This is a genomic window from Streptomyces sp. NPDC038707 (genome assembly GCF_040636485.1).
In the GTDB taxonomy this organism is placed as follows: Bacteria; Actinomycetota; Actinomycetes; order Streptomycetales; family Streptomycetaceae; genus Streptomyces.
Map to the genome: position 1 here is coordinate 1 of NZ_JBEZUP010000035.1, position 15,311 is coordinate 15,311.

Below are 15,311 nucleotides of genomic sequence, written 5' to 3' on the forward strand. Positions count from 1 at the left end.
AACAACGACGGCTGCGACCACCCCGTACGGTCCAGCACCGACGCATCCTCACCCCACATCACCCCCCGCACATCCGCACCCAACTCCGCGATCACAGCATCAAAAGCCTCCGCGAACACCGGGAACCGCGCATACAACCCACGCCCCATCCCCAACCGCTGCGAACCCTGACCCGTGAACACAACCCCCAACCGACCATCACCGGCTTCCCCTTCGATGCCGGTCCAGGACGCCAGCTTCGCCGCCAGGTCGGCGCCGTCACGGCCGACGAACGCGGCCCGGTGCGCGAGGTGTGCCCGGCCGGTGGCCAGGGTGAGGCCGACGTCCGCCGGGTGCGCACCCGTGTCCAGCCGCAGTGCCAGCTGCTCCGCCTGTGCGCGCAGCGCCGTCGGCGTGTGCCCGGACAGCACCCACGGCACCACTGCGTCGACCGGCGCTTCGGCGCGCGGCCCGGCGTCCGGCGCCTGCTCCAGGATGGTGTGCGCGTTGGTGCCGGAGATCCCGAACGAGGACACCGCCGCCCGCCGCGGCCGGTCCACCGCCGGCCACGGGCTCGCCTCCGCCGCGAGTGTCACCGCACCCGCCGACCAGTCGACATGGGACGACGGTGTGTCGGCGTGGAGCGACTTCGGCACGAGCCCGTGCCGCATCGCCATCACCATCTTGATCACGCCGGCGACACCCGCCGCCGCCTGCGTGTGCCCGATGTTCGACTTCACCGAACCCAGCAGCAGCGGCGTCTCACGGTCACGGCCGTAGGTCGCCAGCAGCGCCTGTGCCTCGATCGGGTCGCCCAGCTCCGTGCCCGTGCCGTGCGCCTCGACGACGTCCACATCGGAGGCTGCCAGCCCGGCGCTGTCCAGCGCCAGCTTGATGACTCGCTGCTGCGACGGGCCGTTCGGTGCGGTGAGTCCGTTCGACGCACCGTCCTGGTTCACCGCCGAACCCCGCACCACCGCGAGCACCGGGTGGCCGAGCCGCTGTGCGTCCGACAGGCGCTCCAGCACGAGCACGCCGACGCCCTCGGCCCAGCCGGTGCCGTCGGCGGCGTCGGAGAACGCCTTGCAGCGGCCGTCCGCGGAGAGGGCGCGCTGGCGCGAGAACTCCACGAAAGTGCTGGGCGTGGACATCACCGTCACGCCGCCGGCCAGCGCCAGCGTGCAGTCGCCGTTGCGCAGCGCCTGCGCGGCCAGGTGCAGCGTCACCAGCGACGACGAACACGCCGTGTCGACCGTGACCGCCGGACCCTCGAGCCCCAGCGTGTAGGCCACGCGGCCCGAGGCGACGCTGGGCAGGCTGCCGTTGGTGCGGTAGCCCTCGAAGCCGTCGTCGGCGAGCAGTTCCCGGTAGTCGCTGTACATCACGCCCGCGTACACGCCGGCGCGGCTGCCGCGCAGCGACACCGGGTCGATACCCGCCCGCTCCAGCGCCTCCCACGACGTCTCCAGCAGCAGCCGCTGCTGCGCGTCCGTCGCCATGGCCTCCCGCGGGCTCATCCCGAAGAACTCGGCGTCGAAGTCGCCCGCGTCGTGGAGGAAGCCACCGGACCGCGCGTAGGACGTGCCCACGTGCCCGGGATCGGCGTCGTAGAGGGCATCGAGGTCCCAGCCGCGGTCCGCCGGGAACTCGGTGACCGCGTCGATGCCGTCCACGACCAGTTGCCACAGGTCCTCCGGCGAGCGCACACCGCCCGGGTACCGGCACGCCATGCCAACGATCGCGATCGGCTCGCGTCCCTTCAGCTCCATTTCCTCGATGCGCTGGCGGGCGGTGCGCAGGTCGACCGTGACACGCCTCAGATACTCGACAACCTTTTCCTGCTGGCCGTGGTCATCCATCGCAGGTCCTCTTCTCCATCAACGAACGGGGGGCGGTGGGCGGGTTCAGTCCTGGGGGATGCCCAGCTCGCCATCGATGATCGTGAACAGCTCGTCGACCGAAACCGAGTTGATCTTGTCGGCATCGATCTCGTCGACGTGTCCGGCCGTGTCCGTCTGCGCCTGCCGCAGCCGCCGGCCGAGCTGCTCGAGCCGGTCGGCCAGCGTCGCGTGGTCGGCCGTGGGGCCGGCGGCCGCGAGGGCCGCCTCCAGCCGGTCCAGCTCCTGAAGGGGCGTGCCGGTCCCGGCCGCCTCGGGCCCGGCGGAGGGCGCCAGTTCGTCCCGCAGGTACTCCGCGAGTGCCGACGGAGTCGGGTAGTCGAACAGCAGCGTGGACGGCAGCCGGCGGCCGGTGACCGTGTTGAGCCGGTTGCGCAGCTCGACGCCGGTGAGCGAGTCGAAGCCGAGTTGCCGGAACTCGCGGGACTGCTCGATCGCGGCCGGCGAGCCGTGGCCCAGGACGGCGGCGGCCTCGGTCCGGACGGTGCCGAGCACCAGCCGGAGGCGTTCGTCGGGAGCCGCGCCGGCGAGGCGCGATGCGAAGGTGGCGACCTCCGCCGCCGCGGTGGAGGCGGTGGTACGGCGGCCGGTTCCGGCAAGACCCCGCAACACGGCCGGTGCGTCGCTCCTCGTGCGCAGCCTGGACGGCTCCAGCCGCATCGGCACCAGCACCGGGGCGTCGACGGCCAGCGCCGCGTCGAACAACGCCATGCCCTGCTCCGTCGTCAGCGGGGCCATGCCGTCGCGGGCCATGCGCGCGAGGTCCGCATCGGACAGCGTCGCGGTCATGCCGGCGCCCGGTGCCCACGCGCCCCAGGCCAGTGAGAGGGCCGGCAGCCCCGCCGAACGGCGGTGTGCGGCCAGTGCGTCGAGAAAGGCGTTGGCGGCAGCGTAGTTGGCCTGGCCGGCGCCGCCGATGACACCCATGACCGAGGAGAACGTCACGAAGTGGGCGAGTTGCCGGTCCTTGGTCGCCTCGTGCAGGTTCCAGGCCGCGTCGGCCTTCGCCCGCAGCACGGTCGCCAGCCGCTGCGGTGTGAGCGAGCCGACCACGCCGTCGTCGAGCACGCCCGCGGCGTGCACGACCGTCGTGAGATCGGGGATGCCCGCGACCAGTTCACGGGTGGCGTCGCCGTCCGCGATGTCGCAGGCGACCACCCGCACCTGAGCACCCAGGCCCGCCAGTTCCTCGCGCAGCCTTGTCACGCCGTCCGCCGCCGGGCCGCGGCGTGAGGCGAGCACCATACGGGCCACGCCCTGGCCGGCCAGATACAGGGCGAGCCTGCTGCCGAGGCCGCCCGTGCCGCCGGTGACGAGGACCGTGCCGCCGGTGGCGGGCCCGGCCGGCATGGTGAGGGTGATCTTGCCGATGTGCCTGGCCTGGCTCATGTAGCGGAACGCGTCGCGCGCACGCCGCACGTCCCACGATCGCACCGGGAGCGGCGCCAGTGCCCCGGCCTCGAACAGCTCACGCAGTTCGCCGAGCATGCCGGCGATGCGGTCCGGGTCCACCACCATCAAGTCGAACGGCAGGTATCTCACACCGGGCAGGCCGGCGGGGTCACGCAGGTCCGTCTTGCCCATCTCCACGAAACGGCCGCCCTCGGCGAGCAGGCCCAGGGACGCGTCGATGAACTCCCCGGCCAGCGAGTTGAGCACGACGTCGATCCGCTGCTCGCCCAGCACCCTGCCGAACGTCCCGGCGAAGTCGGGTGTCCGGGAGGAGGCGATGTGGTCGTCCGCGACGCCGAGGGAGCGCAGGGTGTCCCACTTGCCCTCGCTCGCCGTGGCGAACACCTCGGCGCCCAGGTGCCGCGCCAGCTGGATCGCGGCCATGCCCACACCTCCGGCACCGGCGTGGACGAGTACGCGTTCGCCGCCGCGCAGTCCCGCCAGGTCGACGAGACCGTGGTAGGCGGTGAGGAACACCAGCGGGACGGCTGCGGCCACTTCGTCCGGCCAGGCCCTCGGCACGGGCGTGAGCAACCGCTCGTCCACGACCGCCAGCGGGCCGAAGCCACCCGTGATCATGCCCATGACGCGGTCGCCGACGCGCACGCCCGTCACCTCGGGGCCGACCTCGACGACCTCGCCCATGCCCTCGGCGCCGGGCGCGCCCGGGTCGCCGGGGTACATGCCCAGGACGTTGAGTACGTCCCGGAAGTTGACGCCCGCCGCGCGCACCCGTACGCGCACGTGCCGGTCGGCCAGTTCGCGCTCGGCCTCGGGATACGGGACGAGTGCGATCTCGTCGATGCTGCCCCGCTCCGGGATGTCCAGCCGCCATCCGCTGCCGCCGGGCGGCAGCAGGCCCGCGTCCGCGCCGAGGCGCGCCAGCCGGGCGGCGTGCACGACGCCGTCCCGCACCCAGCCCTGCGGTTCGCCGGACGCCGCCAGCACGCCGTACGCCGCCGGGAGGTCCGCGCCCTCCGGCAGATCCAGCAGCAGGAAGCGGCCGGGGTTCTCGGTCTGAGCGGTCCGTACCAGGCCCCACACGGCGGCCGAGGCCGGATCGTCGCCCGACACCGCGCCGTGTGTCACGAACAGCAGCGGTTCCTCGCTGTCGCGGGACAGCCGCTCCTGCACGGCTTCGAGCGCCCTGGCCGCCGCCGCGTGCGCCGCCGCCGCCATGTCGCCGGTGGCCGGCCCGAACTCCAGCACCGCGGCGGGCTCGGCCGCCCCGGCCTCCGGCAGCGGCGTCCAGTCCAGCGCGAACAGCGAGTCGTACGCGAGAACCCCGGCGGGCGTGCCGGCCGCCCGCAACGTCAGCGACTCGACGGCCGCGACCGGTTCACCGAACACGTCCGCGGCCGTGATGGACACGCCCGGGCCGTTCGGGGCCAGGCGGACCCGCAGCGCTGCCGCGCCGGCGGCCGGCAGGGACACTCCCTCCCAGGCGAACGGCAGGGCACCGGGCGGCACGCCCATGCCGCCGAGGAACGCGACCTGCACGGCGGCGTCGAGCAGCGCCGGGTGCAGGCCGAAGGCGCCCTCCCGGTCGGCCACCGCCTCGGGCAGCGCCACCTCCGCGAACACCTCGGCGTCCCGCTGCCACACCGCGCGCACGCCCCGGAACGCCGGGCCGTAGTCGAGGTTCATCGCGGCCAGCCGCTCGTAGCAGTCGACCAGCGGCAGGGCCTGCGCGCCGGCCGGCGGCCACTGGTCCCGCGCGAACGCCGTGTCCGCCGCGGGAGCGTTTGCCGCGAGGTGTCCGGTGGCGTGCAGCGTCCAGGTGCCGTCGGCCCACGAGGACACCTTCACCGGGCGGCGGCCGTCCTCGGCCGCACCGACCGCGACCTGTACGGGGACCGAGCCGCGCGCGGGCAGCACCAGCGGTACGGCCAGCGTCAGCTCGTCCAGCCGTCCGCAGCCGGCCTCCTCGCCGGCGCGCAGCGCCAGCTCCACGAAGCCTGTGCCCGGGAACAGGATCCGGCCGCCGACCACGTGGTCCGCGAGCCAGGGTTGCACGGTGACGGACAGCCGGCCGGTGAGCAGCACACCGCCGCCGTCCGCCAGTCGGACGACCGCACCGAGCAACGGGTGGCCTGCCTGTTCGAGACCCGCGCCGACGACGTCACCGGTCTCGCCGTCGTCCGGCCAGAAGCGCTGATGACGGAACGCATAGGTGGGAAGGGCCACGGTTCGCGCCCCCGTGTCCGCCAGGAAGGCCGCCCAGTCCACCTCCGTGCCGCGCACGTGCAGCTCCGTCAGCGCGGTGACGGCCCGTTCCTCCTCGGGCCGGTCACGACGCAGCAGCGGGATCGCCCTGACGTCGGCGTCGCCGACGGCGTCGGGCACCAGGGCGCTGAGCGTGCCGTCCGGTCCGAGTTCGAGCACGGTGCGGACACCCGCGTCGGCCATCGCCCGTACGGCGTCCGTGAACAGCACCGGTTGCCGTACGTGCTGCACCCAGTAGATGCCGCTGTCCGGCGCGTCGATCCGTCCGGTGAGCGCCGACACGAACGGGATGCGCGGCTCCTGGAACGTCAGACCCTCCAGCGCCTCGCCGAAGGCTGCCAGCATCGGGTCCATCAGCGGCGAGTGGTAGGCGTGGGAGACCGGCAGCAGCTTCGTGCGGCGGCCCTGCTCGGTGAAGGTGTCGCGGATCTTCGCGACCACCTCGCCGACGCCGGCCACCACGACGGACGCCGGCCCGTTCACGGCCGCGACGGACACTCCTTCTATCAGCAGCGGGCAGACCTCGCGCATGGTCGCCTCTACGGCGAGCATCGCCCCGCCCTCGGGCAGGGCCTGCATCAGGCCGGCCCGGGTGAGCACGAGCGTCGCCGCGTCGGCCAGCGACAGCACACCGGCGACGTGCGCGGCGGCGATCTCGCCGACCGAGTGGCCGCCGACCATGTCCGGCTCGACGCCCCACGACTCCACGAGCCGGTACAGGGCGACCTCCAGCGCGAACAGCGCGGGCTGTGTCCAACGGGTCCGGTCGAGTTCCGCCGCGTCCTCGCCCCACATGACGTCCCGCACCTCGGTGCCCAGTGCCGCGATCACCTCGTCGTACGCCGTGGCGAACGCGGGGAACCGCTCGTACAGGCCGCGGCCCATGCCGAGGCGTTGCGAGCCCTGGCCGGTGAACAGCACGCCCAGCTTGCCCTGGACGACCGAGCCCTGGACCGCGTCGGTCGGGCCGGCCAGCGTGGCCCGCAGGGTGTCGCCGTCCCGGCCGGTCACGGCGAGACGATGCGCGAAGTGCGTGCGGGTGCCGGCCAGGGACAGCGCCACGTCGGCCGCACCGCCGGACGCGGTCGCGACCCGCGCCGCCTGCGCGCGCAGCGCCTCCGGCGTGGGCGCCGACACCACCCAGGGAACCAGGACACCGTTGGTCTCGGACGCGGGCTCCGGCTGGGCGGCCTGCTCCAGGATGACGTGGGCGTTCGTGCCGGAAATGCCGAACGACGAGACCGCCGCGCGTCTCGGCCGGTCCGTGTCGGGCCACGGTGCGGCCTCGGTGAGCAGGTTCACCGCACCCGCCGACCAGTCCACGTGCGACGACGGCTGTTCGACGTGCAGGGTCTGCGGCAGCATGCCGTGCTGCATGGCCTGCACCATCTTGATGACGCCCGCGATACCCGCGGCGGCCTGCGTGTGGCCGATGTTGGACTTCAGGGAGCCGAGCAGCAGCGGCGTCTCCCGGTCCCGGCCGTAGGCCGCCAGCAGGGCCTGGGCTTCGATCGGGTCGCCGAGCCTCGTGCCGGTGCCGTGTGCCTCGACCGCGTCCACGTCGGACGGACGCAGGCCCGCGTTGGCCAGCGCGGCACGGATCACCCGCTGCTGCGAGGGCCCGTTCGGTGCGGTGAGGCCGTTGGAGGCGCCGTCCTGGTTGACGGCCGAGCCACGTACGACGGCGAGTACCCGGTGTCCGTTCGCGCGGGCGGCGGACAGCCGCTCCAGTACCAGCACGCCGACGCCCTCGGACCAGCCGGTACCGTCGGCCGTGTCGGAGAACGACTTGCACCGGCCGTCGGCGGCCAGGCCGCCCTGCCGCGTGAACTCCACGAAGTTGTCGGGCGTGGACATGATGGTCACGCCGCCCGCCAGCGCGAGCCCGCACTCCCCGGCCCGCAGTGCCTGTGCGGCCAGATGCAGCGCCACCAGCGACGACGAACACGCGGTGTCGACGGTCAGTGCCGGGCCCTCCAGGCCGAGCACGTACGCCGTCCGGCCCGACATGACACTCGGCGTCGTACCGGTCATGACGAAGCCGCGGGCGTCGTCACGCCGGCCGAGCAACGATTCGTAGCTGCCGCCGAAGGTGCCGACGAACACGCCGGTCCGGGTACCGCGCAGGGAGGCCGGGTCGAGGCCGGCGCGCTCCAGCGCCTCCCAGGTGGTCTCCAGCAGCTGGCGCTGCTGGGGATCCATCGCCTTGGCCTCACGCGGCGAGATACCGAAGAACTCGGCGTCGAAGCCCGCCGCGTCGGGGAGGAAGCCGCCCGAGCGGGTGGCGACGGCGGGTGTGCCGTCCGGGCCGGGGCCGAACAGTGCGTCCAGGTCCCAGCCGCGGTCGGTCGGGAAGTCGCCGACCACGCACCGCCCCTCGGCGGCGACCCGCCACAGGTCCTCGGGGCCGGCGATGCCGCCCGGGAAGCGGCACGCCATGCCGACGATCGCGATCGGCTCGTCGGCGGCGACCGGGGTGCCGGTGGCTTCCTCGGTCTCGCCGGTGACGGAGGCGAGCAGGAAGTCGGCGAGCCGGTCGGGCGTCGGGTGGTCGTAGACGACGGACGTGGGCAGCGCGATGCCGAGTGCGGCGACGAGCCGCTCCCGGAGGTCGACGGCGGTGATCGAGTCGAAGCCGAGGGCACGGAACTCACGGGAGGTGTCGATCGCGGCCGCGTCCGTGTGCCCCAGCACGGTGGCGGCCTGTGCCCGGACGGTGTCGAGGAGCGCCGTGCGTTCGAGCGCCGGGACCTCGACCACGGCGGCGGGCTCCGGTTCGCGCACGGGCGCGGCCGTGGCACCGGGACCGGCCATCCAGTACCGGCGGCGGTCGAACGCGTACGTGGGCAGGTCGATCCGGCGGCCGCCCTCGTACAGGCCGGCCCAGTCCACCGGCACACCCCGCACGAACGCCTCGGCGAACGACGCGTACACGCGGTCCAGGCCGTCCTCGCCACGGCGCAGCGTGCCCGTCACGACGGCCCGCACGCCGGCCGCTTCGATCGCCTCGGCGATGCCGACGCGCAGCACGGGGTGCGGGCTGCACTCGATGAACGCGCGGTGCCCCTCGTCGAGCAGCGTGGCGATCGCGGGCCCGAAGTTCACCGTGCTGCGCAGGTTCCGGTACCAGTAGTCGCCGTCCATCGTCTCGGTGTCCAGCCACTCGCCGGTCACCGTCGAGAAGAACGGCACCTCCGCGGTGCGGGAGCGGACCGGTGCGAGCAGTTCGAGCAGTTCCTCCTGGATCTTCTCGACCTGCGCCGTGTGCGAGGCGTAGTCGACATCGATACGCCGCACTCGCACACCGTCGGCGGTCAAGGTGTCGAACAGCGTCTCCAGCGCGGCGGGCGCACCGGCGACGACGACCGAGGCCGGCCCGTTGACGGCCGCGATCTGCGCGGACCCGTCCGCGGGCAGCAGCGACTCGACGCGCTCCACCGGCAGCGGCACCGACATCATGACGCCCTCGCCCGCGATCCGGCGGGCGATGGCCCGGCTGCGCAGCGCGACCACCCGCGCACCGTCCTCGAGAGACAGTGCTCCGGCGACGACGGCGGCGGCGATCTCACCCTGCGAATGACCGACGACCGCGTCCGGACGCACACCCCGCGCACGCCACAAGGCCGCCAGCGACACCATCACCGCGAAGGACACCGGCTGCACCACGTCCACGCGATCGAGGTTCGGCGCGCCCTCGGCCTGACGCAGCACGTCCACCAGCGACCAGTCGGTGAACTCCGACAGCGCCGCCGCGCACGCGCCGATCCGCTCGGCGAACACCGGCGACTCGTCCAGCAGCCGTGCGCCCATGCCGGCCCACTGGGCGCCCTGGCCGGGGAACACGAAGACGGTCCGGCCCTCGGCGTCCGCCACACCGTGGACGGCAGCGGGTGTTTCCTCGCCCCGGGCGAACGCCTCCAGCCCGTCACGGTCGACGACCACCGCCCGGTGCTCGAACAGCGAACGCGTCGTCACCAGCGAATGTCCGAGGTCCCGTGGATCGGCCTCCAGCCCGACCAGGCCGGCGGCCTGGCCGCGCAACGCCGCGGCGGAGCGTGCCGACAGCACCAGCGGCAACGCGGCCGGGTCCGACACGGTCTCCCGTTGCGCCGGGGCGGGCGCGGGCGGGGCCTCCTCCAGCAGGACATGGGCGTTGGAGCCGCTGAACCCGAAGGACGACACGCCGCACCGTCGCGGGGCGTCACCGCTCGTCCAGTCACGCTGCCGTGTCAGCAGCTCGACCGCACCGGACGACCAGTCCACGTGCGGCGTCGGCGGTTCGGCGCGCAGGGTGGCGGGCAGGACGCCGTGCCGCAGGGCCTCGACCATCTTCACCACGCCGAGCACGCCGGCCGCGGCCTGGGTGTGGCCCAGGTTGGACTTGAGCGACCCCGTCCACAACGGCCGGTCGCGGTCCTGTCCGTAGGTGGCGATGAGCGCACGGGCCTCGATCGGGTCGCCGAGCGGGGTGCCGGTGCCGTGCGCCTCCACGGCATCCACCTCGGACGGAAGCATGCCCGCGTCGGCGAGTGCCGCGACGACGACCTCGCGCTGCGCCTCTTCGCTCGGAGCGGTGAGTCCCGCTGAGGCACCGTCGGAGTTGATCGCCGAACCCCGCACCACGGCCAGCACCTGATGCCCCTCGGCGCGTGCCGTCGACAGGCGCTCCACGAACAGCACACCGGCACCCTCGCTCCACGCGGTGCCGTTCGCGTCCGCGCCGAAGGGCTTCGGCCGCGCGTCGGGCGACAGTGCGCGCTGCCGGCTGAACGCGACGAAGGCGGCCGGGGTCGGCATGACCGTGACGCCGCCGACGATGGCCTGCGCGCATTCCCCGCCGCGTACCGACCGCACCGCGAGGTGCAGGGCGACCAGCGAGCTGGACGACGCCGTGTCGACGGTGAGCACGGGTCCGCGCAGGCCCAGTTCGTAGGCGATACGGCCGGAGGCGACGCTGCCCGCGGTGCCCGTGTGCAGATGGCCCTCGGCGCCGTGCGCATTGGTCAGTCCCGGCCCGTACTCATGCGCTTCCGCGCCGACGAACACGCCGGTGGCGGTGTTGCGCAGCGTCACCGGGTCCACGCCCGCGCGCTCCAGCGCCTCCCACACGACCTCCAGCAGCACTCTTTGCTGCGGGTGCATCGCCTCGGCCTCACGGGGTGAGATCCCGAAGAACGGGGCGTCGAACTCGGCGGCGCCGGCGAGGAACCCGCCCTCGCGCACGTAACTCCGGCCCGGCGCCGTGGGGTCGGGGTCGTACAGCGCGTCGAGGTCCCAGCCGCGGTCCGTCGGGAACGGGCCGAGGACGTCCTCACCGTCGCACAGCAGGCGCCACAGCTCCTCCGGCGAGTCGATACCGCCGGGAAGGCGGCACGCGGTACCGACGATGACCACCGGGTCGATCACTTCCGGGTTCTCGTTGCCGGCTTCGCTCATGACGCGGGACCACCTCAGACCGGTAGGTACGACAGGGACTCAGCGGTGGAGCGTAGGCGCGGCCCAACCCGTTTTTCCCTACAGGTGCGACGGCGGCGCGGGTGACCTGCGCCGCCGTCGCCGATCTAGGGAATTCCGGCCGCCGGCGATGGGATAAACGGGTTCTCGGGGGCGCAACACCGGTCCCGCCCGTGGATAAGCCCGCCCGAAAGGTATTGCTCATGTCATCCAGCTCGCGGCCGATCCTGTTCGTCAGCCTCCCCGAGAGCGGTCTGTTCAACCCGGTCCAGACGATCGCGGGCGAGTTCGCCCGGCGCGGTGTCCCGGACCTGTGGTTCGCCACCGACGAAGAACGCCGGGGCGACATCGAGGCGCTGGCCGGCGAGTCGACGGTACGGTTCGCCCCACTCGGCGACGTGGTGCCGGAGCTGTCGGCCCTGACGTGGGACGAGGACGTCTACGCCGAGGTCACGGGCCCCAAGCGGTTCGCCGCGCACGCCGCCATCATCCGTCACACCTACGATCCGGCGCTGCACGTCGACAAGTACAGGCGGCTCCTCGAGATCGTCGAGGAGATGAAGCCCGCGCTGATGATCATCGAAAGCCTCACCGCGTACGCCATTGACGTCGCGATCACCCGCAAGATCCCGTACGTGCTGGTCGTGCCGTTCCTGCCCAGCAACTACGTCACTTCCTACACCCCGTTCGGCAAGGCGTACACGAACGCCGACTTCCCGGTGCCGCACTCGGGGCTGTCCGTGAACATGACCCTGCGCCAGCGCATCGAGAACCGACTGTTCCGGTGGCGCACCATGGGGATCTTCCTCCGTCCCTCCATGATGCGGATGCTCAGGAAGGACAAGCTCACCCGTGAGGAGCTCGGTATCGACCCGGAGGCGCGTCGCTTCATGGCGAAGATCGACCGGGCCGAGCTCGTGCTGGTCACCTCGCTTGCCGAGCTGGACTACCCGTTCACGGTGCCGGACAACATGCGGATGGTGGGCGCACTGATCCCGCCGCTGCCGCAGGCTCCCGACGACGAGGGCCTCGGCGACTGGCTGTCGGAGCGCGAGTCCGTCACGTTCGTCGGCCTCGGCACGACCACACGCCTGACCGCCGCGCATGTCTCGGACGTGCTGGAGGTGGCTCGCAGGCTCGCCGATCGGACCCACTTCCTGTGGAAGCTGCCGAAGGGCCAGCAGCACCTGCTGCCCGACGGGCCGCTGCCGGCGAACGTACGCATAGAGAGCTGGGTTCCCTCACAGCTGGACGTGCTCGCGCATCCGAATGTGAAGCTGTTCGTCACCCATGGAGGCGGCAACGGCTTCCACGAGGGGTTGTACTTCGGGAAGCCGATGGTGGTCCGTCCGCTGTGGGTCGACTGCCACGACCAAGCGGTGCGCGGCCAGGACTTCGGCGTGAGCCTCACGATCGATCCGCACCGGACCGGCGTCGACGACATCGAGCGGGCCATCGCCCGGGTGCTGGACGAGCCGTCGTTCGGCGAGCGCGCACGCCACTTCGGCGAACTCCTGCGGGCGGCAGGCGGCGCGGCCGCCGCCACGGACCTGGTGCTGAATCTGCCTGCCCTGACCGGACATCCGGCCACCGACGAACAAGCGAGGACCTGATGGGAATCAAGTACCCGGTCTCCCGGCCGAGCATGACAGGGGCCGAACTGGCGTACGTGACCGAAGCGGTCGACAGCGGGTGGATCTCCGCGCACGGGGCCCACGTCCGGCGCTTCGAGGAGACGTTCGCCCGGTACAACGACATGGCGCACGGCGTAGCGTGCTCGTCGGGCACCGCGGCGCTCACCCTTGCTCTGCGCGCCCTGGGCATCGGCCCCGGTGACGAGGTCATCGTGCCGGAGATGACGTTCGTCGCCTCCGCGTGGGCGGTCACCTACACCGGCGCCACCCCGGTGTTCGTGGACTGCCGGGACGACCTGAACATCGACCCGGACCTGATCGAGGAGAAGATCACCTCCAGCACCAGAGCGATCATGCCGGTGCACGTCGACGGCCGGCGCTGCGCGATGGACCAGATCATGGACATCGCCTTCGAGTACAACCTGCGGGTGGTGGAGGACTTCGCGGAGGCGCACGGCATCATGCCGGTCGGCGACGTCGCGTGCTACTCACTGTTCGCCAACAAGATCATAACCGCGGGCGAGGGCGGCGTCTGCCTCACCAACGACCCCCGGCTGGCCGGACAGATGGCGCACCTGCGCTCCATGGCGTTCACCAAGGACCGCAGTTACCTGCACAAGAGGATCGGCTACAACTTCCGGATGACCGCGCTGCAGGGTGCGGTGGCGCTCGCCCAGGCGGAACGGATCGACGAGATCCTGAGCGCCCGCAAGGAGATCGAACGCCGTTACGACGAGGGACTGGCCGGCATCGACGGGATCACCCTGATGCCGCCGCGTGACGTGCTGTGGTTGTACGACCTGCGGGCGGAGCGGCGCGAGGAGCTGTGCCGGCACCTGGCCGCCGAGGGCATCGAGACCCGCGTGTTCTTCAATCCCATGAGCCGGCAGCCCATGTACCGCGACCCGGTGTGGCCGACGCTCAACGCCACCCGGTTCAGTCTGGACGGCGTGTACCTGCCGACCTACACCGATCTGACCGCGAGCGACCAGGAATTCATCGTCAGCCAGGTCCGTGCTTTCTACGGCGCCGGCTGACCGGCGCCCCGATCCCGATGAGACGAGTGCACATGACGCTGTCCGAACCCGAAGTGACGGAGTTCCCGGTACGGCTGCCCGGCGAACCCTTCCCGCCACGTCAGTACGCCGACTTCCGCGAGCGGCCCGGTCTGATCCGCTCGGTGCTGCCGACGGGCAGCCCCGTGTGGCTGGTGTCGCGGCACGAGGACGTGCGCACCGTGCTGACCGACCGCCGGATCAGCTCCAATCCCGCGCGCGAGGGCTTCCCCGACGTCGCGCGGACGGGCGGCGTGCCGACGCAGGAGCAGATCCCCGGCTGGTTCGTCGGCATCGATCCGCCGGAGCACGGCAGGTTCCGCAAGGCACTGATCCCCGAGTTCAGCGTGCGGCGTATCAGGGAGTGGCGGCCGCTCATCCAGGAGACCGTGGACCGCTGCGTCGACCACCTGCTGTCCCTCGGTGACTCCGCCGACCTGGTCGCCGAGTTCGCGCTGCCGGTGCCGTCACTGGTGATCTCGACGATACTGGGCGTGCCGTTCGTGGACCGGGAGTTCTTCGAGTCACGCACCAAGACGCTGGTGAATCTGAAGACCACCACCGAGGACGAGCGGAGTGCGGCCGTCCGGGAACTGCTGCGCTACATCGGCAGGCTCATCAAGGTCAAGCAGAAGCGGCCGGGCGACGACCTGGTCTCCCGGCTGTTGGAGTCCGCGGTACTGACCCCGCAGGAGCTGACCGGCGTCATCATGCTGCTGCTGATCGCCGGGCACGAGACCACGGCGAACAACATCGCGCTCGGTGTGGTGACCCTGCTGTCGAATCCGCAGTGGATCGGCGACGACCGCTCGGTGGACGAGCTGCTGCGCTACCACTCGGTCGCGGACCTGGTCGCGCTGCGCGTGGCGGTCGAGGACGTCGAGATCGGCGGCCAGCTCATCAGGGCCGGGGAGGGTGTCATCCCGCTCATCGCCGGCGCGAACCACGACCTGGACAGCTTCGAGCGGCCCGACGAGTTCGACCCGGGCCGGGCCGCGCGCCACCACGTCGCGTTCGGCTACGGCGTGCACCAGTGCCTCGGGCAGAACCTGGTGCGTGCCGAGATGGAGATCGTCTACCAGACGTTGTTCCGCCGGGTGCCGACGCTCGCGATCGACGCGGACGTCGCGGCCCTGCCGTTCAAGTACGACGGCACCCTGTTCGGCCTGCACGAGCTGCCCGTCCGTTGGTGAGTCCGCTGAGTCCGGGAGGAACGAAGTCATGAAGATCAATGTGGACAGGAGCCGGTGCGTCGGTGCGGGCCAGTGCGTACTGACGGCACCGGCGCTGTTCGACCAGGGCGAGGAGGACGGCCTGGTGGAGGTGCTGGACGCCGAGCCGGACGACACGCAGGCCGCCGCCGCGAAGATGGCGGCGCAGGTCTGCCCGTCCGGCACGATCACTCTCATCCGCTAGGGAGTTCTCCCACTCCCACGGCCGCGGCAGGGCCGGGGACCAGCGCGGCGGCCTGTGCTCCGCTTCCGGTCCCCGGCCCTCCTCGGTTCCCTGCCGCACAGCGTGCGCCCGCGTCTGGCTCGCGGGCGCACGCTGTGTCTTTCGTGCGGCTGTCTTTCCTGCGGCTGCCTGTCGTGCGTCGTGTGCGTCCGAGCCGT

Annotated in this window: 6 protein-coding genes; 4 read left to right on the forward strand and 2 right to left on the reverse strand. The window is 72.2% G+C overall.

All coding sequences use genetic code 11. The features are described 5' to 3' along the window. Both AB0E62_RS32635 and AB0E62_RS32640 read right to left on the reverse strand, forming a co-directional pair. Positions 1 to 1,838: type I polyketide synthase (locus tag AB0E62_RS32635; RefSeq protein WP_362202058.1), on the reverse strand; the 1,838-nt coding region annotated here is incomplete at its 3' end. A gap of 45 nt (positions 1,839 to 1,883) precedes the next feature. After that, positions 1,884 to 10,991 (reverse strand): type I polyketide synthase, encoded by a 9,108-nt coding sequence (locus AB0E62_RS32640; protein ID WP_362202061.1) that lies wholly within the window; start codon positions 10,989 to 10,991, stop codon positions 1,884 to 1,886. A 221-nt stretch (positions 10,992 to 11,212) separates the two neighbouring features. Here AB0E62_RS32640 and AB0E62_RS32645 point away from each other — a divergent pair, with 221 nt between their 5' ends. Genes AB0E62_RS32645 through AB0E62_RS32660 form a run of 4 tightly spaced genes read left to right on the forward strand, consistent with a single transcriptional unit; the run spans position 11,213 to position 15,114 of the window. Next, positions 11,213 to 12,622, forward strand: coding sequence for a glycosyltransferase (locus AB0E62_RS32645; RefSeq protein ID WP_362202064.1), 1,410 nt, complete (start codon positions 11,213 to 11,215; stop codon positions 12,620 to 12,622). Next, positions 12,622 to 13,680 carry a DegT/DnrJ/EryC1/StrS family aminotransferase gene (locus AB0E62_RS32650; RefSeq protein ID WP_362202067.1) on the forward strand — a complete coding sequence of 353 codons (1,059 nt, stop codon included), beginning with the start codon at positions 12,622 to 12,624 and terminating at the stop codon, positions 13,678 to 13,680. Before AB0E62_RS32645 ends, AB0E62_RS32650 begins: the two co-directional genes overlap by 1 nt. 32 nt (positions 13,681 to 13,712) lie before the next feature. After that, positions 13,713 to 14,891, forward strand: a complete 1,179-nt coding sequence (locus AB0E62_RS32655) for a cytochrome P450 (RefSeq protein WP_362202070.1) — start codon at positions 13,713 to 13,715, stop codon at positions 14,889 to 14,891. Positions 14,892 to 14,919: 28 nt separating this feature from the next. Continuing rightward, positions 14,920 to 15,114, forward strand: a complete 195-nt coding sequence (locus tag AB0E62_RS32660) for a ferredoxin (protein WP_081238288.1) — start codon at positions 14,920 to 14,922, stop codon at positions 15,112 to 15,114. The last annotated feature ends 197 nt before the right edge of the window (positions 15,115 to 15,311 follow it).

Coding starts and splice junctions, on each gene's coding strand:
- AB0E62_RS32660 (WP_081238288.1), top strand. CDS start 14,920: ATGAAGATCAATGTGGACAGGAGCCGGTGCGTCGGTGCGGGCCAGTGC.
- AB0E62_RS32655 (WP_362202070.1), top strand. CDS start 13,713: ATGACGCTGTCCGAACCCGAAGTGACGGAGTTCCCGGTACGGCTGCCC.
- AB0E62_RS32645 (WP_362202064.1), top strand. CDS start 11,213: ATGTCATCCAGCTCGCGGCCGATCCTGTTCGTCAGCCTCCCCGAGAGC.
- AB0E62_RS32650 (WP_362202067.1), top strand. CDS start 12,622: ATGGGAATCAAGTACCCGGTCTCCCGGCCGAGCATGACAGGGGCCGAA.
- AB0E62_RS32640 (WP_362202061.1), bottom strand. CDS start 10,991: ATGAGCGAAGCCGGCAACGAGAACCCGGAAGTGATCGACCCGGTGGTC.